A 21,437-nucleotide genomic window follows, 5' to 3' on the forward strand; every position below is an offset into this window, starting at 1 on the left:
CATTAATAATAAAGAAGGTAAATTACAGTGAATGAAGATCTTTATGAAAAACCGGTTATCGCCGCTATAAAACAAAAACTGACTCTTGCTGAATCCTCCGGTATTTCTGAGTTTGAATGTATGGGAAGGCTATTTAATATTCATAAAAATGTGTTTCCACCCACTCATTTTCAGTCCACCGGTATTTTTACCCGGCATATTCCTTATGTGCGAAATAGCTCTTTTTTAGAATTAGGCTGTGGTGCGGGAGTAACCGCTATTACAGCAGCGCTAGAAGGATGTTATCCCGTTGTTGCTTCTGATATTAGTGAGGAAGCAGTGAAAAACACCTTATTTAATGTGACCCGGCATCGGGTAAATAATTTAATTTCTGTCAGGCATGGAGATTTATTTGACATATTAAAAGACGGTGAAAGTTTTGATATTATTTTCTGGAACTCTAATTTTTTGTTTGTTCCTGAAAATTACACTTTTAAAGAAGAAATTTATCACGCATTTTACGATCCGGGATATATAACTCATAAACGTTTCCTTCAGGATGCAAGAAAATATCTTAATCCTCAGGGAAAGATACTCATCGGGTTTAGCAGCCTGGGCAATGAAGCCGCATTTAGTGAGTTACTCTCGGAGCATGGCTACAACTATGTTGTTTTATATGAGGAAAAAGGAAAAGGTGAAAATGCCCAGATATATAAAATCTTCCAGCTAACATCTTTAATCTAAACAGTTTATTACCACGGGTCATGGTTAAGGAGGGTTAATTTTGACTTTAGAAAATGAATCACCAGTAGCCATCGTCGGCGGCGGACCCGTTGGCTTAATGCTGGCTTTATTTCTGGATTTATACGGTATTCGTTCCGTTATTTTTAATTTAGATGAGGAAACTCGATGGCGCCCTAAGGGTAATACCCATAATGCTCGCACGATGGAACATTATCGTCGCTTAGGGATATCTCAGTCTATTCGGGCATTAGGATTGCCAAAAGAGTTTCCTCTGGATATATCATATTTTACCCGGCTTAATCGATGGGAACTCGCCCGTATCAATATGCCGTCGGGAATGCAGAAAATATCCAGACTCAAACATGCTATTTCGACCGATCCGGTTCCAGAACCATTGATGCGAGTCAATCAAATGTATGTCGAAAAGTTTTTACTACAGCATGCCCGTAGTCGTCCAAATATCACCATGAGATATGGCTGGCGCGTTAAAGATTTTATTCAGTTTAAAGATCAAGTAAAACTTTATGCGGAGTGTATTAAGGGAAAACATTCCGATGAAATCTGGCACACCAGTTATATGATTGGCTGTGATGGTGGGCAAAGTTTTGTTCGTTCCAAGCTTGGTATCGCCTATGAAGGAACGGTTGAAGCCAAAATAGGTTTTCTGACTGGCGGCATGATATCCAGCTATATCCGTATCCCTGAGCTTCACCAAGGGATATTAAAAGGCAAAGAATCTTGGATGTATAATATTATCTCCCCCATGTTGAGAATGTTATTTATCAGTCTGGATGGCAAAGATGATTTTTTACTGATGACTCAGAGTGAACATGGAAAGGCTATCAATGAGTCGGAATTAATTCGCATAGCTCAGGCAGGAATAGGCTCAGATATTGAAGTATCCGTTCTGAGTAATTCGGTATGGAAAGGTGGCGTTGCCCTTGTCGCTGAAAGATTTTCTGACGGCAAAATATATTTGGCGGGCGACTCCGCTCATCTATTTTCTCCTACCGGCGGTTTTGGCATGAATACTGGAATCGATGATACGAGTAATTTAGCCTGGAAAATTGCTGCGTCTCTCAAAGGTTGGTCAGGTAATGCGTTAATGGATTCTTATGAAAGCGAGCGCCGTCCAATTGCGCTGAGAAATACCGCTGCCGCACGTTTTTTAACGCAGCGGGTTTCATCATTATCCATACCGGCAAATCTAGAAAATGCAGATTCCGCTGGGAATTTGGCCCGTAAAAAAATGGGGATTGAGCTGAATACATTCCGCAGTCAATTTTCTTCTATCGGTGTTGAACTTGGCGCCCGATATGACCATTCTCCTCATATTATTAATAGCGCGCCAATACCGGATGATGACTTTATTCATTATCAGCCAAGTCATGTGCCAGGAGGCCGATTGCCGCACCTGTGGCTCACACCTGTTCCTGGAACAAGAATATCGCTATTCGATATTTTAGGCACTGGCTTTAGCTTACTTCGGGTAGGGACTTATTTTCCAGCGATATCCGAACTATTAGATCAGGCATATCAACGTAAAATTCCGATCAAAATTATTGATCTTTCCGGTAATGATGCCTGGCAATTATATCAAGCAAGGCTCCTTTTGGTACGTCCTGACCAATATATCGCCTGGAAAGGCGATAAGGTGCCGAACAATATAGGTTCAATACTGGATAAGATTATAGGTAAGTAAGAGATAATTTTCCGGGGATATGGGTATTAACATGAATTAAATACGGAACACAATATTATGATTGAGACAGATGTTCTTATCGTAGGTAGCGGTCCTTCTGGCTCCGCAGCAGCTTTATTTTTGAGTACTTATGGGATTAATACAATGGTCATCACTAAACATCGGTGGTTGGCTAATACACCTCGTGCGCATATAACAAATCAGAGAACAATAGAAATATTATCGGAGTTTGGCGTTGGTGATGAATTAATGGCGAGTTCGGTACTAAATGAGGTGATGGGCAATAGTATATTCTGCGAGACGTTAGCAGGAAACGAAATTGCCAGAATAAAATCATGGGGAGCGCATCCAGAACGTTTGAGTGACTATAAAATAGCAAGCCCATTTAGTATCTGTGATATACCGCAAACTTACCTTGAGCCGATATTGATTGGCCGTGCTATTAAAAATGGAGCACACGTTAAATTTTCATCAGAATATATACAAGCCACACAAGATAAACAGGGGATTACGGTAACGGCTTTTGATCGTTTAGAAAAGCGGGAGTATCAAATACGGGCTAAATATCTTATTGGAGCTGACGGCGCCAGAAGTAAAGTTTGTTCCGATGCACAATTACCGATGAAAGGCGAATTGAACCTCGCTGGCTGTATAAATATTTTCTTTGACGCTGATCTATCTGCTTTAGTTTCTCATCGGCCCGGAGCATTATTTCTCATTTTCAATAACGAGGCTATTTCTGGTGGCATTGGCTTGGGTGCGTTAAGGATGGTGCGTCCGTGGAAAGAGTGGTTAGGGGTGTGGAATTACGACATCGCTAAACCACCGCCCATAATTACAAAGAACGATGCGGTCAATATTCTTAAAAAACTTATCGGTAATTATGATGTGGATATAGATATTAAGTCAATATCGACCTGGACAGTAAATAGTATGTATGCGGAGGAATATGCTAATCAGCGAATATTTTGTGTTGGCGATGCTGTTCACCGGCATCCACCGAATAATGGATTAGGATCGAATACCTCTATTCAAGATTCTTATAATTTATGTTGGAAACTTGCCTATGTTCTCAAACACTATGCAGGACAGGAATTGTTAGAAACTTATAGTCAAGAGAGAGTTCCAGTAGGAAAAGCGGTCGTTGCCCGAGCAATGCAGAGTATAAGTGAAAGCCAAGAACTGAGTCTTTCATTGGGGTTGGATAAACCTACCATTTCTACCGCAGAATTTCTTTCCACTGATGATGATATTGGTATAGCGAGAAGGAATAGATTTTATAAAGCATTAAGGTTAAAGAACTATGAGCTTAATGGACACGGAGCTGAGCTAAACCATTGCTATAGATCGGCAGCTATTTTGAGAGAAAAAGTTTCTAACGAAGAAGAAAAAAGTGACGATCTATTTTTCATGTATCACTCTACATTTACACCTGGGGCACGAATTCCACATGTTTGGTTAAGCCAAAAGGGAAAAATTATATCCTCAATTAATTTGGTTGGTCATGGGAAATTTTCATTGTTCACCGGAATAGCGGGGAAGAAATGGATTTCAGCAGTAGAAAAATATAACCAAGAGCATGCTTGCCAAATAAATGCATATATTATTGGCCCTGGCGAGGAAATTGACGATATTTATGGTGATTTTTATGGTCGCTGTCATTTTGATGAAAACTCCTGTGTTCTTGTCAGACCTGATGGACATATCGCATGGTATTGCCGGGATAATAGAGAGCATGATAAACGCTTGGCGGAAAATATGACTAAGTTACTTTTAAAATAAAGTGATTTTAACGTTATTTCAAAATAGTAAAAAAAATAAAAATTTTGGGATAAGAGATGATATCAGAGGTAATTATGGTGAAAAAGAGTTATTTCTCCTCTGGAGACTTTAATAAAGTTCCCGGTGAATTAGTTGAAGATAAACCAACGCAATTAATTCATGAAAATGTATTGAATTCCGACGTTAGCCAAGATTTGAATTTCTCAAATGAAAGACGTCATAAAGTGGCGATGGTTAATTTGCCCAGTAAAGTTTTGAGTATGACATTAGGAGGATTACAACCTGGAGAATCCACACGTAAACACCGACATAGCTATGAAACGATAATCTATATCGTGAATGGCGAGGGATATTCATTAATTGGCGAACAACGTATTTCATGGAAAGCCGGTGACGCAATATATGTGCCTGTGTGGGCATGGCATCAACATACAAATAGCAGTGTCACTGACGAGGCTCTCTATATTGCATGTGAAAATGCCCCCATGTTGCAAAACTTGGGTCTTGCAGTTCGTGAAGAACTTTGAATTTAGCCGGATATACATTAAGAGCCTATTACAGTAGGCGTTTTCTAAGAGGAATAAAACAATCATGTTTAGATTATCAGGGAAATATACATTAATTACCGGAGGAACAACCGGTATTGGTTTCGAAACGGCAAAAAAATTTCATGCTGAAGGAGCTTACGTTGCAATTACTGGAAACAATCCAGAGACATTAGATTTTGCCCAGAGATTCTTTGGTAAGGATGTTTGGGTTATACCCAGTGACGCCGGGTCTTTGGCATCACAAGTAATCTTAAGGGATACAATTAGAGAGCGTTGGCCGCAGATTGATGCTCTGTTCCTGAATGCCGGAATTGTGACGAGTCATAAATTAGAAGAAGAAAGTGAAGAGGGTTTTGATCGCCTGATGTCGATTAATTTAAAAGGGCCGTTTTTCCTCTTACAATCTATGCTCCCTCTTCTTGCCAGACCATCTTCCGTCATTTTGTCCGGTTCAGTCAGTGGTCATATTGGTAAAAGCGGCACAAGTGCAACTTATTCAGCAAGTAAGGGGGCTTTATTAGCTATGGGACGTGCCTTGGCTGCGGAATTTGTCGATCGTCAGATTCGGGTTAATAGTATTAGCCCCGGACCAATCATGACTCCGGCATTCGACAAACTAGGGATAAACAATACTCAACGTGTATATCAGGAAGTGAGCGCTATGATTCCAACTGGACATCTAGGAACCCCGGCTGATGTCGCAGATGTAGCCGTATTCCTCGCGTCAGATGAATCTAAGTTTTTATTGGGAACTGACATTATTATCGATGGCGGTATGATTAATATTTAAGTAAAAGCAGATTTTACCAATAACTGTATCGTTGATTTGTGCAATACCAAGATAAAATTTCTTAAGATGACTTAGAAAATGAACGGTGCCTCAAATGTTGGGAACTAAATCTCACGGTTGAGGTACCGTTTTTTAATCTCTCAATCATATAACCAACCCAAATAGTTCAACACTGTTATGATAAAGTTGGTTAGCAATTTCATCAGGAGATTCGCGACGAAGCTCACATAACGAAGCAAAAACTCCGGCAACTCTTTCCGGCCGGTTAGGTTCTCCCTGAAAGCCGAAAAGTGGCATATCCGGGGCATCGGTTTCCAACACAAGAGACGCTAACGGGAGTTCAGCCATTACGCGGCGTGTTTTCCGCGCTCTTTCATAAGTAATGGTTCCCCCTACCCCAATGTAATATCCCAAACGGATAAAAGCCTCCGCCTGCGATAAGCTACCAGCAAATCCATGTACTACACCGGTGCGGGGAAGGTTGACTTTTCTTAAGATCGCTGCCAGTTGATCATGGCTTTTTCGGGAATGAAGGATAACCGGTAATTCATACTGTTTTGCTAACCGCAATTGAGCGCATAACAACGCTTTCTGCTTTTCAAATTGGGGTTCAGCCATATAGAGATCAAGCCCTATCTCCCCAACCGCGACCAACTTTTCGTGTTTCTGTTTCAGACATTGTTCCAGATCCGCAAGATGCGCTTCCTGATGTTGATCGATATAAAGAGGATGAAAACCCAATGCGGCATAAATCGCTGGATAAGAATGAGACAGTTCAGATACCCGTTGCAAATTTGCCCTACTTATAGAAGGGACAATAATTTTATCCACACCAACCTGTGCCGCCAATCGCAGGCTTCGCAGCTCATCACCACAAAACGGAGGGAAATCAAAATGGCAGTGGGTATCAATAAACATCAAACTATCCGTTATCAATCTGTTCTGACAATACAGATAAATCAGTCGGCAACGCCAACGGGCTATTTTCTTCGTTCTGGCACAAGATATTATCGCTTAAGCGGTCGTTGTTATCCTTAGCAAGGCTAAACTTATTACCAATAAATAAGTGACCAACTGTCTCCAGGAAATAGCGCCCACAACGACGTCCAAGGTGATAATCCCTATTCAGCGCCGGCAAACGGCTACCTAATGCGCTGGTCGTTAAGGATGCTGGCGGATAGATCTCAAAAATCTGCACATCATCAGGTGGATTTTCAATAAATTTCTGGGTGCGGTAGTAGCTTTTCGCATGTTGTTGCAGCATCCGTACCATCTTTTGCAGACCACTGTCTCCCAACCAACGTTCCATTCGTTGCACCCAATCAGGCGTGTAATAGAGCTGTGAAGGGACTGTGCGGATCACCACTATGGTATCAGCACCTCGCCGATACGCCTCTTCTACCGGAATCGCGTCACTGATGCCGCCATCATAATAAACAACACCATTGATCGTCACACCATTGCGATAAAACCCAGGAATGGCGCTTGATGCCTTAATCACTTCCAGCCAGTTGTGCTCATCAGGCTGGAAATAGGCAGGTTCAAAATTATCCGCACGACATGCACAAGTATAAAACTCACATCCAGCTGCGAATTTACGTAAAGCTGTCGGGATATCCAATGGCAGGTCCTGAAAAGCGGTCTGCACAAACCAATCTAAATCAACTAAATGGCCACCACGTACAAAACGCAAAGGGTTAAAGAAGGCTGGATTAGTTGTATAACGACTGATGGCCCGCCGGGCATATCCACGCTGTCCACAAATATAAGCTGAAAGGTTCTGAGCGCCTGCCGAAGTGCCAAGCAGGAGATCAAACGGGTTAAACTCAACGCGCATAAATTCATCCAGCACACCCGCAGTAAAAATGCCGCGTTGCCCTCCACCTTCACAAACCAGTGCAACCTTTCCAGTTTTAATATGCGACTTATATTTATAGGATAATAGATCGATATTCCCCAAAGTTATCGGTATACGTTTCCCCACACAGCCCCCAAGAAAATAAATGACGGATAGAGAGCATAACTTGGGAAGTTATTATCCGTCATTATATTATGGTGCTACATAGTCAATATTTTGATAAAAGTCCCCTGGTGAGGGCGCATATCCAGTTACTACAAATCCAGTTACTACAAATCTGGTTACTACAAAGCAAAATCATTTGAATGGAAAACAACCACTCAATTAATAAAATATATTATTTTTTTATGGTCAAACCGTTTTGAATAGATTTGACCCCTTCCACTTGAGAGATAATCTCTATAATTTTTCTAGATTGTTCCTCACTGTTCACGAAACCAGAAATATAAACGACCCTCTTCTCTGTTTTGATAGAGATATCACTACTGTTGATACCTTTTGCCGCCAACAGCTCACTTTTAATCTTTGCTGTGGTAGCACTATCACCCATATAACCATCAATGCTTTTCATTGAGCTATCGATTTTCTGACCAGCACTGTCGAGTGCTTGTGTCGCTTTATTTTTAAAAGACTCTTCCGCCAATACACTACTGCTAATCAAGGTGGTCCCCAAGGCAATAGCCATCAACAAGTGAGCCAATTTAACATTCTTCATCCTATACCTTCCTTAATTGCCGGTTAGATTTCTGAATCTATAAAGCCATTCAAACCGTCTTTACACTAATGCTTCTTTACACAAAGAGTCGCAATCCACATTAGAATTAAAAACAGGTTATCGCTCCCAATAGCTGAGAGGCTAAATCGGGAAATAAGCACATCAACACAGTAAAGACCGAGGAAATAGTAACAGGAAAATAAAGCAAAGCGCTATAAAATAAGACCGATCTTACCCGACTAAATTATAAATTATTCTTGTGTTACATATATTTTTGTAAAGAAAAAGGCTAACTTATTGTTAGCCTTAAAAATATTAATGTTCCCGCGTCTTACGGAAATTGACGTCAGGATAACGTTCACCCGTCAGATTTAGGTTAACCATCGTTGGGGCAATATAGGTCAGGTTATCACCGCCATCGAGCGCCAGATTTTGCTCATTCTTACGCTTAAACTCTTCCAGCTTCTTAGCGTCATGACACTCAACCCAACGCGCCGTTGAGACGTTTACCGGTTCATATAAAGCTTCAACGTTGTATTCGCTTTTTAAACGGGCCACAACGACATCAAACTGGAGAATACCAACGGCTCCCACAATCAAATCGTTATTTGTCAGTGGACGGAATACCTGTACAGCGCCTTCCTCAGATAATTGAACCAATCCTTTCAAGAGCTGTTTCTGTTTCAGAGGATCACGCAAGCGAATACGACGGAACAATTCTGGAGCAAAGTTAGGAATACCGGTAAATTTCAGATCTTCCCCTTGTGTAAAGGTGTCACCAATCTGAATTGTCCCGTGGTTATGCAAACCGATAATATCTCCCGGATAGGCATGATCCACATGAGAACGATCACCCGCCATAAATGTCAGCGCATCAGAAATCACCACATCTTTCTTAATTCTTACCTGATGCAGCTTCATGCCTTTTTCATATTTACCCGATACAACACGCAAGAAAGCCACGCGGTCACGATGTTTAGGGTCCATATTGGCCTGGATCTTAAAAATAAACCCGGTGAATTTATCTTCCTGAGCGGAAACTTCACGGACATCTGTCTGACGCGGCATCGGCGCAGGCGCCCATTTCACCAAGCCGTCCAGCATGTGATTAACACCGAAGTTACCTAGCGCAGTACCAAAAAATACCGGTGTCAGTTCACCTTGCAAAAATGCATCATGATCAAACTCATGAGAAGCCCCCTGCACCAGTTCCAATTCCTGACGCAGTTGTTCAGCCAAATCTTCACCAATCGCGGCATCCAGTTCAGGATTATTCAGCCCCTTAATTGCGCGGACTTCCTGAATCGTATGCCCCTTTCCGGTCTGATACAGGTAAGTTTCATCAAGATAAAGGTGATAAACCCCTTTAAAAGACTTACCGCACCCAATCGGCCAGGTAATCGGAGAACAAGCGATCTTCAACTCATTTTCCACTTCATCCATCAGTTCCATTGGATCACGGATATCGCGGTCAAGCTTGTTCATGAATGTTAGAATCGGGGTATCGCGCAGACGGGTCACTTCCATCAATTTACGTGTCCGATCCTCAACCCCTTTAGCGGCGTCAATGACCATCAAGCAACAGTCAACCGCCGTCAATGTACGATAAGTATCTTCGGAGAAATCTTCATGCCCTGGCGTATCCAACAAGTTAACCAGACAATCTTGATAAGGAAACTGCATCACAGAAGTGGTAATGGAAATACCACGCTGTTTCTCCATTTCCATCCAGTCAGATTTCGCATGCTGGTTTGAGCCACGACCTTTCACTGTACCGGCTTTCTGAATCGCCTGTCCAAACAGCAACACTTTTTCAGTAATCGTCGTTTTCCCTGCGTCAGGGTGAGAAATGATAGCAAAAGTTCGCCGTTTAGCGACTTCCTGCTGAAAAGGGGAATTTGACATCAATAACAATCTTCTGCTTTATATACGGGCTTGTATTCAACATCAGACGCTTCCCCGCAAGGAAAACAGTTGCCAAACCCGTGGGTGAATGAAAAATTGGCGCTCATTTTCGCTGAAATTGGTGTTATAAACAATCAATCAATTTTATAGCGCTTACTTAAGCAAACAGCGGCAACGCCATGATGATGGCATCTTCTTTACCTGTCGCGGTAGGATAGTAACGCTTACGAACAGAGACTTGGTTAAACCCTGATTGTTCATACAATCCAATAGCGGAATGATTCGATTGCCTGACTTCAAGCCATAAGGTATTCACCCCTTTACCCGGCAGAATTGATATTAAATACGCTAATAACCCTTTACCATAACCCTTACCTTGGTAGTCAGGATGAATAGCGATATTAAACAGGGTTGCTTCATCCAATACCACTTGGGTTATCGCAAAGCCAATAAGTTGTTCATTAATCACTATTTTATAATTCAAATACCGCTCACCCTGATTACTGAAAAATGTTTTCTCACTCCACGGAAACGCGTGACTGGCTTTCTCAACCAGAAAAGCGGACGGGAGATCAGCGGGAGTTAATAGAGAAATGTTGTTCATGTTGAAAAATTTGTTGCCAGAGAGAACGTTTTGCCTGTCCATCACAATATAAATCATTTAATGCCGGGCTTCTCAAAGAAATTCCCGGCCATGATAGTGTAATATCCACACCTAACAACCAATATGGGCACTTAACCTGTTCCGGTAACATTGCAACATTATTTGCTGTAATGCAGTAAACAGAGGATTTATCCAACCCCATAGCGGTGAAAATATCTATTAATAATGAATTAGTTAAATCAATGTGGTCATTGGTAATAATCAGCAGACGGGTGGTATCAGGTAAGTGAACAGCTAATTCACCTTGTAAAACCGTCGGGTTACGTAAGGTCCATTGGGTAATTCCCAGTTGAGCTAATAACCTATCGCGCCGGGTTACCATATCTATCCACCTGCTGTAAAAAATAATCGGTAATATGTTATCAGAGGCCACGATCTGCGCCAATATTGGGTGTTAGATTTATTATTTCCTGATATTTGGACACAGAACATAAAGGAGCTTATAGACAAATGTCTGCGTTAACCCCCGCCAGTGAAGTTATTTTGCGTCACCGTGAGCAACTTAGCTCTCATCACCTGCTCTTCGCCGGTGATATTCAGGACACACTGGCAACCCAAATTGATGCTGCCAGTGTGCGAGTGCACACTAACCAATATCATCACTGGCAATCACTGATCCACACTCTCGGTGATCATGCCTGGTTTGGACTGGTAGCCGAAAAAGCATTTACCCAGGGTTGTGACACCCTGATCTACTACTGGCCTAAAAGTAAGCAGGAAGCTCGCTTTCAATTACGCAGCCTGTTCTCTATTTTGCCAAAAGGTATCAATATTTTTATTGTCGGAGAGAACCGTAGCGGAGTACGTAGTGTAGACAAACTGATGGAAGGCATGGCAACGTTTCGAAAAATCGACAGCGCCCGTCGTTGCAGCCTGTTCTACGGCCAGTTAGAACATGAAGTACAGTTCGAACAGGATAACTGGTGGAACAGTTATCAGGTGGAAAATGTCATAGTGAATACGTTACCGGGTGTATTTAGCCAGGATGAACTGGATGTCGGCAGCCGTTTATTGCTTTCAACCTTTGACAAACCTCTCTCTGGCAATTTACTGGATATCGCCTGTGGTGCGGGTGTTCTGGCAGCCGTATTGGGTAAGAAAAATCCTGAGTTAGCGCTTACTCTCAGTGATGTTAATGCAGCAGCCATTGCCTCCAGTAAAGCGACCTTAAAAGCTAATAAACTGGAAGGCCACGTTGTTGTCAGTAACGTTTATTCCAATATTGAAGGTAAATTCGACTGGATTATCTCTAATCCTCCTTTCCATGATGGATTAAAAACCAGTTTACTGGCCACTGATGATCTGATCCGCCAAGCTCCCAACCACCTAAAACCCGGAGGAAAATTGCGGATTGTCGCCAATGCCTTCCTGCCTTATCCCGATTTACTGGATAAAACTTTCGGCACTCATGAAGTCATTGCCCAGACCGGGAAATTCAAGGTTTATCAGGCAACAAAAAAATTCTAATTGATTCAGCCTGTCCTTAATTTAAGGGCAGGTTATTTTTGATAACAACATAATAGAAGGGTGACGATTTTTACGGCAACCATGCAACGCTTATAAATAATGATTGACGCCAGCTAAAAAACCTCTAGAATTCGCCTCCGTGCTATCAGTCAACAGATTGATAGTGTCTGAATTTGCGAGGGTGGCGGAATTGGTAGACGCGCTAGCTTCAGGTGTTAGTGTTCTTACGGACGTGGGGGTTCAAGTCCCCCCCTTCGCACCAAATCAGACAACCGCTGATTAAATTCGGCATAAAAAACAAAATGACAGTACCTGCGAGGGTGGCGGAATTGGTAGACGCGCTAGCTTCAGGTGTTAGTGTCCTTACGGACGTGAGGGTTCAAGTCCCTCCTTTCGCACCAATCTGTTCATTTTCTTTATTTCTATAATCGCGCTTCTCATTCATTCTTTCTTCAATAAAACGTCAAAAACAGCCAAATCGGTGCATTCCAGCCAATAAAGCACACAACACAGCAAACCCTGACGGTATCAACAAAAAATGGCGTGACTTCTGGTTTAACAACATAAATAGCGTCAACAACATCGCTAGTACCATCCCAATTTTGAACTGCTCAATTCCAGGATTGACGATGACGAATAGCATGCCAGCCAAGCTAGATAAACCGATTCCCCACAAGCTGGTGATACCCTGCCAGAAAAGCGATCTCTCTCTGTCTTTAATTCTGATCATAACTTTCACCCAGTCAAATGATAATGATTACCAATATCATATACAAAAAAGTGTGAAGTACAAGCCAGTTGCAATTGCTAATCTGGCAGATCAAATCAATATCCTGTGACACCAGTTCAAACTATTCCGATTCAACATACTACAGAGTTGAAAAATCGTGGTTCGAAAATATTACAAAGCACTAACTCAAGCACTTAATAGGAGAGCGTAAAAAAGTGTGGGGCATTTATGTAGCAAAGCAGCTAAAGAAGCCACTTTAACGTATAAGTATTCATGGGCCGATAATGGGTAATAGTCCGGTTGAGTTGCCCACTTTACCGCTAAATAACTCAAGTGCCCCAGACTTTTTTATGCTCTCCTAGTTCGTCATTGCTGAGTTTTTTACTGGTCGGCTGGGTTTTTACCCGCCTGACTGCGTTCTTCATCAAATAAGGCTTCATAGCGGGCAATTTCTGTATTGAGCGTATCGGATTGGCTGCGCAATTCGTCGAACTGTTTGGCTTCCTCGGCAGTCAGTGAGCGCTTTTCGTCTTCGGCTTTGGTAAGCAACGAGCGCATTTGTTGGGTTAAATCGGTTTTATGTTGGTGTAATTCGAGTAGTTTTTTCATGGTGTTTTTGAAATAGTTATTTTCTTTAAAACACTATTTAACACCGTGAAAAATAATAAAAAAGCCTCTGTGATTTAGAGGCTAAACAAGGGGAAACATGAAGACAAAATATTTACAAAATTTTTCATTTACAAAGTAATAAATTTTTTACGTAGGTTGTTGGTGACATCCACGATATTTTATCACATGTCAAATAACCATCATTTTTTAACTTATAATCAACATAAAAAGAGATAGGTAAGCTAATGACAAATGATGCAATCATCAATCTACTCAGGTACTTAACAAGTATCTTGTTGTATTTAGGTAATCTATCAAATATAAAGAAAAAAATAGAACCTGATAAAGAGTAAAATATTATAGGGAAAGATAGAATACTTATAATAACTGCGCTGGAGAATGTTATTTCATCTTTCATTAATACTAATGAAACAGCAGATTTAATAATGAAGCACATCAGAAATGTAAGGAATAATAACAATATTACTCCACCCAAGGCTTTTAAATATTTGCTATTCACCTAATTCTTCCCATCGTATTAAAAAAATATTGTAAGTCTGCTTCCGGTGTTCTTGGCTTTCTCTTCATTTCTTCTTTCAAAAGTGCTATTAATTTTTCGCTTATTCCATATTGCTTATCAACAAGATCTAAACCGATAGCCGCTAGAATTCCAACAGCTAAAACTATTCCCGCAACAACAATAATACTTCCACCTACCAAAGCAGTGGCAGTTAAAAGTGATCCTACAATCCAAGAGGAAGCAGCAATAATAGCAGTTTTAGCCATATCCATTGTTATGTTGCCGATAAAATCGGCTAAAGTATATTCATCCTTAAAAATACTTTCTATCAATCTATAGCCAATCGAAAAGACAATACAGAATCTAACACCTTTGATAATACTAGCATTAAGACCCTGCTGTCCTATCCCCATGGCTAACATTTGAGGGTGGCTAGCACCGTATCGGGTTCCCCTGACAAGGCGCCTAAGACCAGCATGACCTGACAGATGAATATATTTTTTCCCATTTTCTCCCACATAGGTTTTTGCAGTAATACTTAACCTCTTAAATTCCCGGCAAACATCAGAAAACCCATGTGAATCATAAATATTTCCCGCATAGGTGGAAATAGGATCTGTGACAGAAAATACATACGCCATAGGATTTTTTTTCTTGTTATCTACTTCCGTGCCTCTTGCAAATTCGTCTCCGTAACTTAGATTTTCTGCTTCCGTACCTCTTGCAAATGCTTCTCCATGACTTGGGGTTTGTGGATGGGAGGGACTGATATCCTCAATAATGCTTTTGGCTTGCGCTAATGTAAGAACAAAGTGATATTGGGTATTATCATTCAATACTTTTTCTAACCCAATGGCATCAAAAAATTCATGCTGAGGTTTTAGCTGATTAATCCCTACATTGCCCCTTAAAAAATCGCCCATATAACCATCCCAAGTGGGATTATATTTTTTATGTGTCATTCCTCAATTCTCCGTAGCACTCAATATCAAATTAATAATTGATTGACTTGTGTCAAGATTTCCGACGTAGCATCAATTAAGCAGGATATAACAACAATGCTTACCCATTCCAGCATGGAAAAGATCCACCTTTAAATTTGTGATGAATCTCTATTCTTAAGCAAAATCAGACAATTACTTAATTTTAATTTCAGTCTTACCATAATAAAAAAATTATGCACTAAATTTATTATCCCAGACTCATCCGGCTTTTATTTGCCTGCCAGAAATACCCCCTAAAAATCTTTTTCGCCTCCTTCGCTGCGCACCCTCTGCATAATTCACTGAACGCCTTGCTACATCTGGGTTTGCCGCAATTAATATGATATTCATTGACTGTAGGAGAGCATAAAAAAGTCTGGGGCACTTGAGTTATTTAGCGGTAAAGTGGGCAACTCAACCGGACTATTACCCATTATCGGCCCATGAATACTTATACGTTAAAGTGGCTTCTTTAGCTGCTTTGCTACATAAATGCCCCACACTTTTTTACGCTCTCCCTATTATCTTTTGGATTGAAGATAAACTGGAAAAAATTACAAAAAACAATAATTATTGTAATGTTAGGATATTTAATTTCCGTTAGTATCTTAGGTTTCACATTAACATTTATTTATTCATATTTCCCTTGGATTAATGTTTTGCTAAAAATTTTATCTGCAATTTACATTGCCTTTTTATCAATAAAAATTTGGAAATCCTCATTAACCACTGATTGCTCAGATGAAATAACTCTCAAAGACATATTTATAACAACATTACTTAGCCCAAAAGCATTCGTACTGGCTTCTTATATTATTCCCTCTTATGCTTTCGAATTACCAACTATATACTTACCCTCAATGGTAATTTTACTTTTAACTCTATATCCAGTTTCCTGCTTATGGGCACTATTAGGCAAGGCTTTACATTTTGCACACATGCAAAGTAGCTATATACAACCTAATTATTTCTTTAAAATTGCATCGCTGATTTTAATGGCTTTTTCCATATCACTACTTTATTCATCAAATCTAGACTATATCTCTAAATAACGTTGTTGAGTTCGCAGTCGTATTTTTCCACTGGTAGAATGAGAGAAAAATATATATTAAAAATAAAAAAATCAAGGCCGGATAATATCCGGCCTAACTCTTTATTCCTCAACTACTCAAAACATCATCTGACCGAATTACTTTAACTGCATCGCATCACGTATCGTGAAGAATAGATCTGTCTGGTCAGTCAGACCCACAACATTGGTTGCCTGAGGGCCATAAGCGGCCACTCGGAGTTGAGTGCCAGTATGTTCCTGTTCCTTACCCTCGGAAGTACCGTAATTTACCGCCATCACCCCACCATCTTTAGTGATTAGTGCCTGAGTCAACCCCGGAGATTTTATATGCGCTTCAATAATCTGGCTGGAGTGAGCATGATCAGCGGTGACAATCACTAATGTATCACCGTGTTTACGCGCATATTTCAAGCCAACTTGTACCGCCTCATCCAATGCGACAGTTTCACCAATCTGCCCACAAGGATTAGCTTTGTGATCCTGCTTATCAATAGAAGCGCTCTCCACTTGTAAGAAGAAACCTTTCTTATGCTCTTTTAACAGATCAATGGCTTTCTCCGTCATCTGTGCCAACGTCGGCGCATCAGGATTACGTTTCGAATTAACTTTACACGTCACTGGGGGGTTATCAATATTACCGTGATAAACTGCTTTAGGTCCTTCCCAAGAAATGTCCATATTGTCTTCATGGAACAGACCCAACAGCGGTTTTTTCTGATTCGCTCCAGTAACGGACGCCAATGACTTAGCATCCCTAACCAACTGATAACCCTGTTCCTGCGCCTGCTGCTCCAGCGTTTTATCCTTACCAGCGCCGGCAACTGATTTCTGGGCGAAAAATTTGGCGCCTCCACCTAATGTGACATCAGCACGAGCCACTAATAATTGCTCTGTAATGGAACCACGCCCGCCATTTTCTAGCGCATTCGTTGGGCATTTTTCTATCGCCTCTTGCGGGCCATAGCAATCACGGTCAGTGATATGCGCATAAAGTGCCGCCGGCGTCGCATCCTGTATCCTAGCCGTCGTTACGTTACCCGTTGCTTTACCATTCGCTTTTGCCAGCTCAAGCAAAGTTTGATGATCTTTACCAAATACATCGATCCCCAACGCGCCATTATAGGTTTTTACACCAGTAGCCCAAGCTGTGGCAGAAGCAGCTGAATCAGTCGCATAGTTGGGTTTACGACTCTTTTTATCCAGAGAATAGTGAGTGTATTGGCCGGTAAATGGCAAGGCATCAATTCCTTTGAAAAATCCACCCGCGCCTTCCGCATAGTTACGGGCAATAGTGATCTCAGAATCCCCCATACCATCGCCAATAAACAGAATAACGTTCTTAGCTTTATGGTTATTTATCGCTGCTTTTAATGCCTCAGTTTGATTTTGAGTCATACGGCGAGCACCACCAAATTCCGTAATATTACCTTTTACTGCCCGACCTTCCGCCATAATTTGATCGACATTCTGATCACCAGCCGCCAACACCGGTAAGCTGACACCTGAAATTAAAGCTGAGACCATAACCGCAACCAAACTTTTCGTATACTTGTTCGACATTAAGGTTTCCTTATTAAAACGTAATCGGAATAAAAATCATCGTTATCTGATAAAGGGATACTAAATAAGCTATGTGACAATTATGTGAAGAAAATAAATTAATTCACCATTTTGCTACCAACGACCGGGTTCCGCGGTACAAGGTTTCACACCACGAAATATAGTTATGACCACTAGAAACTTCACTGGATTCAACTGGATAACCTTTCTGTAATAACGTCTCTTTCAGGCGACGGTTATTATATAAAATGCCCTCCAATTCCCCCACACGGGTTTCAAACAATCCCGCTTGTAAATAGAAACGCAGTGGTTTTCTCTCCGCTTTGGCAAATTCACGGATCAACCATTCAGGCTTTTCTCCCTGCGGCGCCCACCAATATGACCCAGACATACTGAGAACATTGCCAAACAACTCAGGATGATTAAACGCTACCCATGAAGATGCCAATCCACCATAGCTGGAACCTGAAATAATGGTACGTTCTGCCGGAGCTTTAATACCCTGACCGGCCAGCCACGGCATCAATTCACTCGCCATAAATTCAGCAAAATTAGGATTGGGCGGCAGTTCCTGACCCCGACGTACACTATCTAGGCTATCAATAAACACCACATACATAGGTGGGATCTTGCCCTGTTCAATCAGGGAATCGAAAAATCTATCAATATAGTACTGCTTACGGTAAATCTTCCCATCAAACAGCACCAACATAGCAGGCTGTTTCATCGGAGTAACCGGTTGATAAATCGCAATTTCTCGACTATTACCCAGAATCTTACTCGCAAGCTGATGAAGTTTAGTCGCTCCCTGAAAAGGCGATTGTTTGAATTGTGCGATATCACATAAGGTTGGCCTTAATGCCAGCAATGAATCATGATTAAACACATCTTCTGATAAAGTCGGCACCACATTTTTATTTAATGGATCGGCCTGCGCCGTTACCAAAATCGACCTACGCTGTTCGTCAGCCGTGCCTTCAACCCGCGGCAAATCCGGCGCCAATTTATATTGCATCAAGGTATCTGACGGAACGATATAGCTACGAAACCAAACATCAGTACCCGCCAAATGTGACATTGGATCATGATCACCACTCGGCGCACCAAAAATAAAGACATTCGCTTTTGCTCCACGCCACAAAAAAGTGACTCGCTTATGCTTATCATCATAATCTTCAATCAACGGCGCGCCCTTGCGGGTTATTTCCCGCCAGAAGGCATGGGTGCCTTTTCCTTGTGCGATATCAGCCTGAAGTTGTTTCAGACGCTGGCTCTCTGGTAGCTGTCCATAATCATTATCCTTGGGAATATAAGGTGGAAATGACAACGTAAGCTGCCACGGCTCTCCCGCCTTACCCTTAGCTGCCAACCGATATTTTCCTGCCTGAGGAACAGTAAAGCCAATTGACTGACGAGCATCCACCGGACTATCAGTGAAAAGCGTGCGAATATGTTGTTGATTACCCTTCTGCACCACCAATTTTTGCATACCCAATGCCGATCCCTTTACATAATGTTCAGCCTGAATTTTAAATTCAATACACGATCTCCCCTGAGAATTAAAACTCCCGGTTATTGCTTGCTGATCTTGCTGAAATTTTATTTGGTGACACTGAGAAGCAAAGACATTAAAAGAAGCCATAAGAGCACATATCATTATGTTTATTTTCATTTTTTTCTCTTTTTAGATGGTTGATTACTGATATTCAATTTTTTTGACACGGCAAATCATGCACTAAGTTCTTATTTAAGCATAAGAACAATTACTATTATTAATAGCATAAATTGTGTGTTAACTTTCATTAAAATAATTCTTTAACAAGACGAAATAATTTATGGATGGATACATAAATAATTCAATATCTTGATATGATATTAGTCGAACCATTCTATCTTTCAAAAGATTAAGTAACAAATAATACGGGATATAATCTATCCCGCATCGTCAAATTTGATAAAAATAAAACGAGTTAGCTGCATCTGAATTAAATACAGAATTTAACTCACATCCATAGAATCTAAAATCCCTTGGCTCATACTTTTAGCAAAATCCCAATCATATTTTTCATAAACACGAGACAGAGCAATAAAAGGCGCGCCTGAATAGAACATTTCATATTGAGTATGACGTGATGCAAATTCAGAACCGATCGCATCCCACACTAACTTCAATAATTTCACTCGTTCAATGGGGGCCAGTAAAGTTGAATATTGTGTTTTTTCTATTAAATCACGAATTTCTGGATTTGCTAAATCAATATAATTTGACGGTAACATAATCACACCACCACCTGAGAGTTTTCTGATGCTTTCTATCACCTTTGGATAAGTTGACTGCAATAAAACCTGGCAAGCATACAGTTGTGATCGATTGGGAATATAATATTCATTATGCCGATCAGGATTGTGGATCAAACCACGAAACAGCCCTTCAATATTAGTAGCATAACAAGCAAGCTCGGCTAACGATTCACGAACAGCCGGAAATTCATTAACGCCGGTAGCTTCGGTAAGTTGATGAGCCAAACCCGTTAAGAAATGTAATTTAACGGCATACCGAGCCATACCCTGAACATCCATTAAAACGTCAGCGCCAGTTGCCAGAAATTGCTGGCGACACATCTCCGTATTTTTATAAACAAATACTCTTTCCCACGGAACAAAAACATCGTCGAAATAAATTACCGCATCATTTTCGTCAAATTGATGTGCTAAAGGGGAGTCAAATTTATTACTGCCTATTTCATAGGATTTTCTGGAAAGAATTTTTATTCCTTTAGTATTCAATGGTAATGCAAAAGACACCGCATATTTATCATCAACGCCCTCTTTGAGTGGATTAAACACGCCAACAACCACTTCCTCTGCAAGGATGGCCGCTGTTCCTAACATCTTTGCCCCGCGAACAATGATTCCTTGCGGTTTTTCTTCCAATACTCCAAGAGTATGAAATTCGTTTTTTATATGCTCACTAGGCGTTTTGGAACGATCACCTTGTGGATTGATTAATGTGAAAGCTAAATAAATATCTTTATCACGGGCATATGAATAGTAATTTTTCAATGCCTCAGCCCTATCCTTGGAATATTCCTCAAATACTTCCAGATGAGTCATTATTCCGGTAAAAGCGGCAGAAACATGATCTGGACTTCTACCTAGCCAACCACAACTCTGCATTGCCCAAGCATACGCAGCCTCACCTCTGGCAATTAATTTCTCTCGGGTAGTAGGAAGTTCCCAACATAAACCAACACGCTTACCACCAGGAGTTTCGAACGTCATCCGATCAGCGTGTGCTGCCTGATAATCATAAAGTGAAGCTACAGTTCTAATTGCATTCCGAAAAGCAGGGTGATCCACGTGATTAGTAATCTTTTCTCCATTCAGAAAAATGGTTCTTCCATCACGCAAGCCTTCAATATATTCCTCACCGGTCTTAGACATTAGCAACTTCCTCCGAAATAGAATTAATTTTAGGTAAATCGATCTTCAAAGGCATAGCAATTCCCTACCCTATTGTCGGGCATTGCCATTTAAATTTTTCTATCTAATTATTTTCTACGTATCCAGTATAGATTGAATCACAATGATTCGATAAAATATTTCAGTAAATTTTCTTGAGTATCTGTGATCTCTCTCTTAATTTGATACATAAATACGATTTATCTTCCTACTCTATTTATCTTAACCATCAACTCATTTAAGGATCGGTTGCCAGTTCAGGTATCATAATCCCACGCTGCACTGCGCTGAGGTACCCCCACAAATTTAGCGCTAATAAATCAAAACCCTATTTCGATAGATTTTGG

General features: G+C 40.9%; 19 protein-coding genes and 2 tRNA genes. 8 read left to right on the forward strand and 13 right to left on the reverse strand.

Annotated elements, in window-relative coordinates; translation table 11 throughout:
* Positions 1-27: 27 nt before the first annotated feature.
* The 5 genes from EAE92_RS02840 (at position 28) to EAE92_RS02860 (ending at position 5,545) form a co-directional block, all read left to right on the forward strand.
* Complete coding sequence (locus tag EAE92_RS02840) at positions 28-723, forward strand: methyltransferase domain-containing protein (RefSeq protein WP_214066972.1); 696 nt, start codon at positions 28-30, stop codon at positions 721-723.
* Positions 724-763: 40 nt separating this feature from the next.
* Complete coding sequence (locus tag EAE92_RS02845; protein ID WP_040150430.1) at positions 764-2,425, forward strand: FAD-dependent oxidoreductase; 1,662 nt, start codon at positions 764-766, stop codon at positions 2,423-2,425.
* 57 nt (positions 2,426-2,482) lie between these two features.
* A complete protein-coding gene (locus EAE92_RS02850) occupies positions 2,483-4,207 on the forward strand; it encodes an FAD-dependent oxidoreductase (RefSeq protein ID WP_040150428.1) in 1,725 nt (574 codons plus the stop codon).
* 56 nt (positions 4,208-4,263) lie between these two features.
* The gene (locus EAE92_RS02855) at positions 4,264-4,734 is read left to right on the forward strand and encodes a cupin domain-containing protein (protein WP_036811753.1); all 471 of its coding nucleotides are present in this window, start codon (positions 4,264-4,266) and stop codon (positions 4,732-4,734) included.
* A 64-nt stretch (positions 4,735-4,798) separates the two neighbouring features.
* Positions 4,799-5,545: an SDR family oxidoreductase gene (locus EAE92_RS02860; protein WP_214066973.1), complete on the forward strand. Its 747-nt coding sequence runs from the start codon at positions 4,799-4,801 to the stop codon at positions 5,543-5,545.
* 144 nt (positions 5,546-5,689) lie between these two features.
* On the opposite strand, the gene EAE92_RS02865 is transcribed toward EAE92_RS02860, so the two are convergent.
* From EAE92_RS02865 to EAE92_RS02890, 6 genes are all read right to left on the reverse strand, one after another.
* Positions 5,690-6,463: a TatD family hydrolase gene (locus EAE92_RS02865; RefSeq protein ID WP_214066974.1), complete on the reverse strand. Its 774-nt coding sequence runs from the start codon at positions 6,461-6,463 to the stop codon at positions 5,690-5,692.
* A 4-nt stretch (positions 6,464-6,467) separates the two neighbouring features.
* Positions 6,468-7,529, reverse strand: a complete 1,062-nt coding sequence (locus tag EAE92_RS02870; RefSeq protein ID WP_214066975.1) for a patatin-like phospholipase family protein — start codon at positions 7,527-7,529, stop codon at positions 6,468-6,470.
* A 211-nt stretch (positions 7,530-7,740) separates the two neighbouring features.
* Complete coding sequence (locus tag EAE92_RS02875; RefSeq protein WP_036811743.1) at positions 7,741-8,118, reverse strand: BON domain-containing protein; 378 nt, start codon at positions 8,116-8,118, stop codon at positions 7,741-7,743.
* Positions 8,119-8,433: 315 nt separating this feature from the next.
* Complete coding sequence (prfC, locus tag EAE92_RS02880; RefSeq protein WP_214066976.1) at positions 8,434-10,023, reverse strand: peptide chain release factor 3; 1,590 nt, start codon at positions 10,021-10,023, stop codon at positions 8,434-8,436.
* Between the two features lie 157 nt (positions 10,024-10,180).
* On the reverse strand, positions 10,181-10,627 hold the full coding sequence (gene rimI, locus EAE92_RS02885; protein ID WP_214066977.1) for a ribosomal protein S18-alanine N-acetyltransferase: 447 nt from the start codon (positions 10,625-10,627) through the stop codon (positions 10,181-10,183).
* Positions 10,596-11,009 carry a DNA polymerase III subunit psi gene (locus EAE92_RS02890; RefSeq protein ID WP_065390063.1) on the reverse strand — a complete coding sequence of 138 codons (414 nt, stop codon included), beginning with the start codon at positions 11,007-11,009 and terminating at the stop codon, positions 10,596-10,598. Before EAE92_RS02890 ends, rimI begins: the two co-directional genes overlap by 32 nt.
* A 128-nt stretch (positions 11,010-11,137) precedes the next feature.
* On the opposite strand from EAE92_RS02890, the gene rsmC reads away from it, so the two are divergent.
* The 3 genes from rsmC to EAE92_RS02905 all read left to right on the forward strand — a co-directional run bounded on the left by rsmC (position 11,138) and on the right by EAE92_RS02905 (position 12,555).
* Positions 11,138-12,154 carry a 16S rRNA (guanine(1207)-N(2))-methyltransferase RsmC gene (gene rsmC, locus EAE92_RS02895; protein ID WP_214066978.1) on the forward strand — a complete coding sequence of 339 codons (1,017 nt, stop codon included), beginning with the start codon at positions 11,138-11,140 and terminating at the stop codon, positions 12,152-12,154.
* Between the two features lie 175 nt (positions 12,155-12,329).
* Positions 12,330-12,416: transfer RNA gene (locus EAE92_RS02900), tRNA-Leu, on the forward strand.
* Between the two features lie 52 nt (positions 12,417-12,468).
* Positions 12,469-12,555, forward strand: a tRNA-Leu gene (locus tag EAE92_RS02905).
* Positions 12,556-12,617: 62 nt separating this feature from the next.
* Here the strand turns inward: EAE92_RS02905 and EAE92_RS02910 are convergent.
* From EAE92_RS02910 to EAE92_RS02940, 7 genes are all read right to left on the reverse strand, one after another.
* Complete coding sequence (locus EAE92_RS02910; RefSeq protein ID WP_036811729.1) at positions 12,618-12,884, reverse strand: DUF1435 family protein; 267 nt, start codon at positions 12,882-12,884, stop codon at positions 12,618-12,620.
* Positions 12,885-13,265: 381 nt separating this feature from the next.
* On the reverse strand, positions 13,266-13,493 hold the full coding sequence (locus EAE92_RS02915; RefSeq protein WP_040150420.1) for a phage major capsid protein: 228 nt from the start codon (positions 13,491-13,493) through the stop codon (positions 13,266-13,268).
* A 124-nt stretch (positions 13,494-13,617) separates the two neighbouring features.
* A complete protein-coding gene (locus EAE92_RS02920) occupies positions 13,618-14,013 on the reverse strand; it encodes a DUF1240 domain-containing protein (RefSeq protein WP_036811720.1) in 396 nt (131 codons plus the stop codon).
* The gene (locus tag EAE92_RS02925; RefSeq protein WP_110087555.1) at positions 14,010-14,975 is read right to left on the reverse strand and encodes a hypothetical protein; all 966 of its coding nucleotides are present in this window, start codon (positions 14,973-14,975) and stop codon (positions 14,010-14,012) included. Before EAE92_RS02925 ends, EAE92_RS02920 begins: the two co-directional genes overlap by 4 nt.
* A 1,210-nt stretch (positions 14,976-16,185) precedes the next feature.
* Positions 16,186-17,628 (reverse strand): alkaline phosphatase, encoded by a 1,443-nt coding sequence (phoA, locus tag EAE92_RS02930; protein WP_214066979.1) that lies wholly within the window; start codon positions 17,626-17,628, stop codon positions 16,186-16,188.
* A gap of 103 nt (positions 17,629-17,731) precedes the next feature.
* Positions 17,732-19,300, reverse strand: coding sequence for an esterase family protein (locus EAE92_RS02935; protein WP_246544982.1), 1,569 nt, complete (start codon positions 19,298-19,300; stop codon positions 17,732-17,734).
* 326 nt (positions 19,301-19,626) lie between these two features.
* Positions 19,627-21,072 carry a 4-hydroxyphenylacetate 3-hydroxylase family protein gene (locus tag EAE92_RS02940; RefSeq protein WP_214066980.1) on the reverse strand — a complete coding sequence of 482 codons (1,446 nt, stop codon included), beginning with the start codon at positions 21,070-21,072 and terminating at the stop codon, positions 19,627-19,629.
* Positions 21,073-21,437 lie beyond the last annotated feature (365 nt).

The organism is Photorhabdus hainanensis, assembly GCF_018448965.1.
GTDB lineage: Bacteria > Pseudomonadota > Gammaproteobacteria > Enterobacterales > Enterobacteriaceae > Photorhabdus > Photorhabdus akhurstii.